The sequence below is a fragment of the Methylobacterium sp. GC_Met_2 genome, assembly GCF_026540795.1.
GTDB lineage: Bacteria > Pseudomonadota > Alphaproteobacteria > Rhizobiales > Beijerinckiaceae > Methylobacterium.
The window spans coordinates 1-4,711 of record NZ_JALNUM010000207.1 but is presented as its reverse complement, the minus strand read 5'-3'; the positions used below and the strand labels follow the sequence as shown (position 1 = coordinate 4,711).

5 protein-coding genes and 1 pseudogene are annotated in these 4,711 nt (G+C 69.7%); all 6 read right to left on the bottom strand.

All coding sequences use genetic code 11. The annotated features are described in order from the left end of the window. Window positions 1–56 precede the first annotated feature (56 nt). The gene (locus OXS49_RS32590; RefSeq protein ID WP_244004404.1) at window positions 57–284 is read right to left on the bottom strand and encodes a hypothetical protein; all 228 of its coding nucleotides are present in this window, start codon (window positions 282–284) and stop codon (window positions 57–59) included. Between the two features lie 412 nt (window positions 285–696). Continuing rightward, the gene (locus OXS49_RS32585; RefSeq protein ID WP_267428652.1) at window positions 697–1,305 is read right to left on the bottom strand and encodes a hypothetical protein; all 609 of its coding nucleotides are present in this window, start codon (window positions 1,303–1,305) and stop codon (window positions 697–699) included. 258 nt (window positions 1,306–1,563) lie between these two features. After that, window positions 1,564–3,357, bottom strand: coding sequence for a LysM peptidoglycan-binding domain-containing protein (locus OXS49_RS32580; protein WP_267428651.1), 1,794 nt, complete (start codon window positions 3,355–3,357; stop codon window positions 1,564–1,566). A gap of 102 nt (window positions 3,358–3,459) precedes the next feature. Then, window positions 3,460–3,939, bottom strand: coding sequence for a YidB family protein (locus tag OXS49_RS32575; RefSeq protein ID WP_267428650.1), 480 nt, complete (start codon window positions 3,937–3,939; stop codon window positions 3,460–3,462). A 169-nt stretch (window positions 3,940–4,108) separates the two neighbouring features. Beyond that, the gene (locus OXS49_RS32570) at window positions 4,109–4,492 is read right to left on the bottom strand and encodes a CsbD family protein (protein ID WP_267428649.1); all 384 of its coding nucleotides are present in this window, start codon (window positions 4,490–4,492) and stop codon (window positions 4,109–4,111) included. Window positions 4,493–4,581: 89 nt separating this feature from the next. Beyond that, window positions 4,582–4,711: pseudogene (locus OXS49_RS32565) on the bottom strand (CsbD family protein); the annotation flags it as partial.

Here is a 4,711-nt window from a genome sequence, read left to right as displayed (position 1 = left end):
GCCCAACAGCCCGACGTGAACCCCAACTGGCCGATTCAGCCCAAACCGAAAACGCTCTAGCGGCGTGGCGTCTGGGCCGGCTCAGCGCCGAGGCGCCGCATGCAGGCGTGGTAGAGTTCGGCCCCAAGTCCGTAAGGCGAGAGGCCCTTCGGGTTCGGGGCCGTGAAGACGTGATTGCGTGCCTCGTCGCGGCACCTGGCGTCCTCGGGGCCCTTGATCGGCGGGTTCCGTGCGAAGGCCGGCGACAGCACGCCCGCCAGCAGGACGGCCGCTGCGAGGAGCATTGGAAGCGCCCTCACTGGCCGCACCCGGCTTGGCAGGCCTCGACCGCACAGCCAGCGAGGTAGATCATCGTTCCCTTCATCGTCATGTCTTGGGAGGCAGGTCTTGGGAGGCGTGTCTTGGGAGGCGTGTCTTGCGGATGAGCACGGTAGAGCAGTGGACGCCCTATGATCCGGCGAGCAGACCCGCAGACTGGATCACGACTGTGACAAGCATGCAGACGGCGGCCACAGCCACCGCATACGACACGATTTTCATGGCCATCTTCATGGCAGGGCTCCCGGCGCTGTAGGCCTCCCCTGGTCGGAGGCCGCATGGAGAGGGTGGGCCATGGTCCACGATCCGAGGGCAGGGATGCGCGGTTGGCCGTCGTGAACGGTCCCGCCTCCGGCTCGGAGGCGGGTCGTTGTTTGGTCAGCGCGCAGGCTGCGGAATCAGGTTCCTGGCCTCCTGGACCGCGTCGCGGCAGGACTGATCGCCCTTGGCGTTGAGATCCGTCGCGCGCTGCAGCGCTGTCTTGGCCTGCGAGATCTTGTCCTCCGTGGAGAGGCTCGCGGAGGCCGAGGGGGCATCGCCCTGTTGCGCCTTCGCGGCGGCGGTCGGCTTGTTCTCGGATTGCGCCCGAACGTCTGCCGGTGAGGTCGCGACTCGGCCGCTCGCCACGGCGTCGGCCTGGGCGGTGCCGGTCGCAGCGGCGACGGGCCCCGCCACGCCACCGACCGTCCCCGGCGAGGCGCCAGCTTCGCGGCTCGCGCGGTCACCCGCCTTGTCGCCGGCCTTCGACGCGGTCCCCGTCGTGTCGGCCGATTGCGCGTCGGAACCCGCGTTCGGCCCCTTCCGCTGTCCTGCATCCGGCTGGGAGACGGGCGCCCCCATTCCGACCTGAGTCCCGAGTTCCCGCTTCAGCTTGGCGATGTCGTCCGTGCACGGACCGCCTTCCTGAGCAGTGGCCACCGTGGTAGCGAGGCCGAAGGCGGCCAGGGCGGCCGCACCGCACATCATCTTCAGACGCAAAGACTTCATCCTTCTATGTTGGCGGCCATAGAACAGTGTTACGGAATTTTTGTTCATGTATCGGCGGTTATAATTGCATGCGAGCGACAACTTGCCACTGTTCATGGATGAAATACAATTATGATCCGTTATTCATCGTACGCTGGAATCGACCGACGGTCGGCAGCCTGATGAACCCCGCGACGAACGCATGGTTTTTCCCGCACCGGTGGCCTGCGGAACCCACGTACGGTGCAGCCCGCAATGCAAGCTCGCGGTCCGTTGGCCTCAACGGGGCTGCGTATCCGCGCCGCCTTTTCCATCGTGCTCGGGCGGCAGAACGAAGACCTGTCCGGGATAGATCAGATCGGGATCTTGGATCTGCTTGTGGTTGGCGTCGAAGATCAGGGTGTAGCGCACGCCCTCGCCGTAGGCGCGGCGGCTGATCCGCCAGAGGCTGTCGCCGCGCTCGATGCGGACGGTCCCGATCCTGGGGACGTCGATCGCGGAGGTGCTGCCGGTCCCGGACGGACCGTTGGCGGCAAGGCTGCCGGTCGTCGGGGGCCGAACCTGGTCAGCCGGGTGTGCACTGGGCGGGATCGCATCCCCCGAAGTCCGCTGCTCCGCGATGCCCTGTCCGGCGGCCTGATAGGCCGAGCCATGCTGTGCGGCGGCGTATTCCACTCCCCTATCGTGGCCGGGACCTGGAGCCTTGAACGGGACCTCTGCCCGGTCGCGGACCTTGCCCGTCGCGGGATCGACCCAGTCGAGCCGGACCCTGTAGTCCCCCGGCTTTACACCCTGGCCGATGGCGAACGTCACTGTTCCGTCGCGTCCCACCGTAGCCGGGGCGATTAGCGTGCCGCTCAAGTAGAGCCGCAGGTGGGCCCCGGGGGCTCCGCGCGCCGTGACGAGCAGCTTCCCGCCGTCCTGGGCATCGATGCTCGCCACCGTTGGCGGAGTTGCCGCCCTGTCGGCGGAGGCCTCCGCCCGGTGCGGGTCTTGCGGGGGATGAGCGGGATCGGACGCCCTCTGGCCGTCCGCCCTGCCCGTTCCGGCCCGCGACGTGTCGATGTCGGAGCCACGCGGAGCAGGCGTGAGTGTCGATGCGTCCCGATGCATCGCGGGCGGGTTCTGCTTCGCCGTCGCCTCCCCCTCGGCCCGGAGCGCCTGCCGCCCCGCCGCAATGGCGGGAATCGGGCCGGTCGCGACTGAGCCGTCCGATCGCGAGAGGACCCTCGTCGGCTTGTCGGGTTCCATCAGGGCGACGAGCGGCTTCACATCACGGGATGGCGCGACCAGAACGGCGATGCGCGCCGCGGAGCGCTGCGTGTCGCCCCGCGAATCCATTGCCCGCAGCGCGATCTCGCTGCTGCCGGTTGGGAGGGGCGGCGGCAGAATCGTGAACTGTCCGCCGGCATCGGCGCGTACCTGGGCCACCGGCTTGCCGTCGACGAGCAACGCGACGGCGGCGTTCGGTGCGGCCCGACCGGCAATCACCGCCTCGCCGTTCGGCTCGACGCGGACGACGTCGAAGTCCGGCACGGCCGAAGCGGGCATGGGCGCAGACGGGAGGCCGGCCGGCGTGCCCGGCCCGGTCGTCCGGACAGACCCGGCCGGCATGTCGGCCGCCGAAGCCGGCGCGCGGGCGGACCCCGCCGCCGGGGGCGACAGGGCGGCCAGCGATTTCGCAGCATCGGAGAGTGTGGCTGAACCGGCGTCGAGCAGCGCATCACGGCGCTCGTAGACGAGGCCGGCCAACCCCGTCAGGAGCAGCAACACGGCAACGAGCCCGGCGGTCAGGCCGCGGCCGCCCGTCATCCGGACAGCGGATGACGGAGCGGCGGCAGCTTTCGTCAACACGGCTTCGGTCGCAATGCGTTTGGAGCCGTGCCCGATCGCGTTGCGGTCAAGCACGGCTCCAAACCTATGTCGCGGCCCGCGCAGGCGCGCCGAAGCGGTGTCTGCCCCGGCGGAGAGCGCTCGACGCGGCCGCCGGGAGAGCAATGCGGTGATGACCCCGAGACCGGCGAGCGCGGCGATGAACGCGGTGACGAGGATGCGACGCAGGGCGGCCATCATGACGTGTCGATTCCCCTACGTCGTGACAGCGGCCGACGGATGCCGGCCCACGTCGGATGCCCGGTCGCCCCGAGGCGCGACCGGGGTCTTCAGGCTCGATGGTCAGGCGAGGCGACGCCCGTCGGTCGCGTAGCGGTCGATGGCCGAGGGCAGCTCCCGCGACAGGCGCGCGAGGAGGTCGGAGCGGCTCAAGCCGGTCTGCTGCGTGAGATGGTCCAGGGTCTGCGGGCCGATGGCGCGCTCCAGATCCGCCTCGGCGATGGCGTGGTTGTCACCCTGGTTGATCCAAGAGTTCGCCGCCACGCCGTGGCCGCCCTTGGTGAAGTGGTCGACGAGCTCGACCAGCCCGCTGGCGATCAAGCCGCCGACCCCGGCCGAGCTGACGCCGCCCAACACCTGCTGCAGGTTGGACGGGATCGTCGATCCGGTCGCCGGCGACGTCCGACCCACCGGCGGAACGAGCGTGCCGTGGGCGTCCTTGGCGGGGGTGCCGAGCCACTCCGAGATCTTGTCCCGGTTCTGATAGCCCGCCACCGCAAGCAGGCCCAGGAGGGCCGTCATCGAAGGATATCCTTTGCTCATAGCGCGTCCTTTCCGTGATGGGTCGGCAGGGTCTTCTAACCGTCGATGGTCAGTAGCCCCGGCGCGGCGGCGTGGCTGCCCGGCCGGTGATGCGGCGCGTGACGAACGCGATCAGCCGCGGAAGGACGAGAGCGGTGAGAAGCTTGCGGATCATCGGGATCTCCGGAGGTCAGCGGGAAGAACGGGCGAGCCAGCCCAGCGCGAAGGCCACGCCCACGAAGGCGAGCAGCGTCGTCGTGCGGTTGGCGTCGGCATACCGGACGGCGCGGCGGCCGTGGGTCGTCACCCGGTGGCGCGCCGCCTCGGCATAGTGCCGGCCGTCGTCGATGAGAGAGTCGGCCCGCTCCCGCACTTCGTGGGCGAGATGGCGGCCATCCTCGGCGAAATCCTCCGCCCGGTCCCTGGCACGGCCGTAGGCGTACTGGGCGCCGCCAGCCACCTGATTGACGGCTCCGCGCACCTGGCGGGCCGGGTCGCCGGCGAGGCCGCCGATGGCGGTCTGCGCGCGACCCTTGAGGTGACGGGACGCGCCACGAATCTGGTCGCGGTTCATATCGGTCTCCTGCATTGGATTGAACGGGCCCCGCATGGGGGCAAGAGACGGCGCTGGCCGGGCCAGCGCCGCGACGGGTCAGTGCACGGTCAATGCTTGCCGGTGATCTTGTCGGCGAGGGACTTGGCGCCATCCTTGACGTCGCCGGCGGTCTTCTGCGCCTCGCCCTTCAGCTCCTGCACCTTGCCCTCGGCCACCAGCTTGTCGTTGCCGGTCACC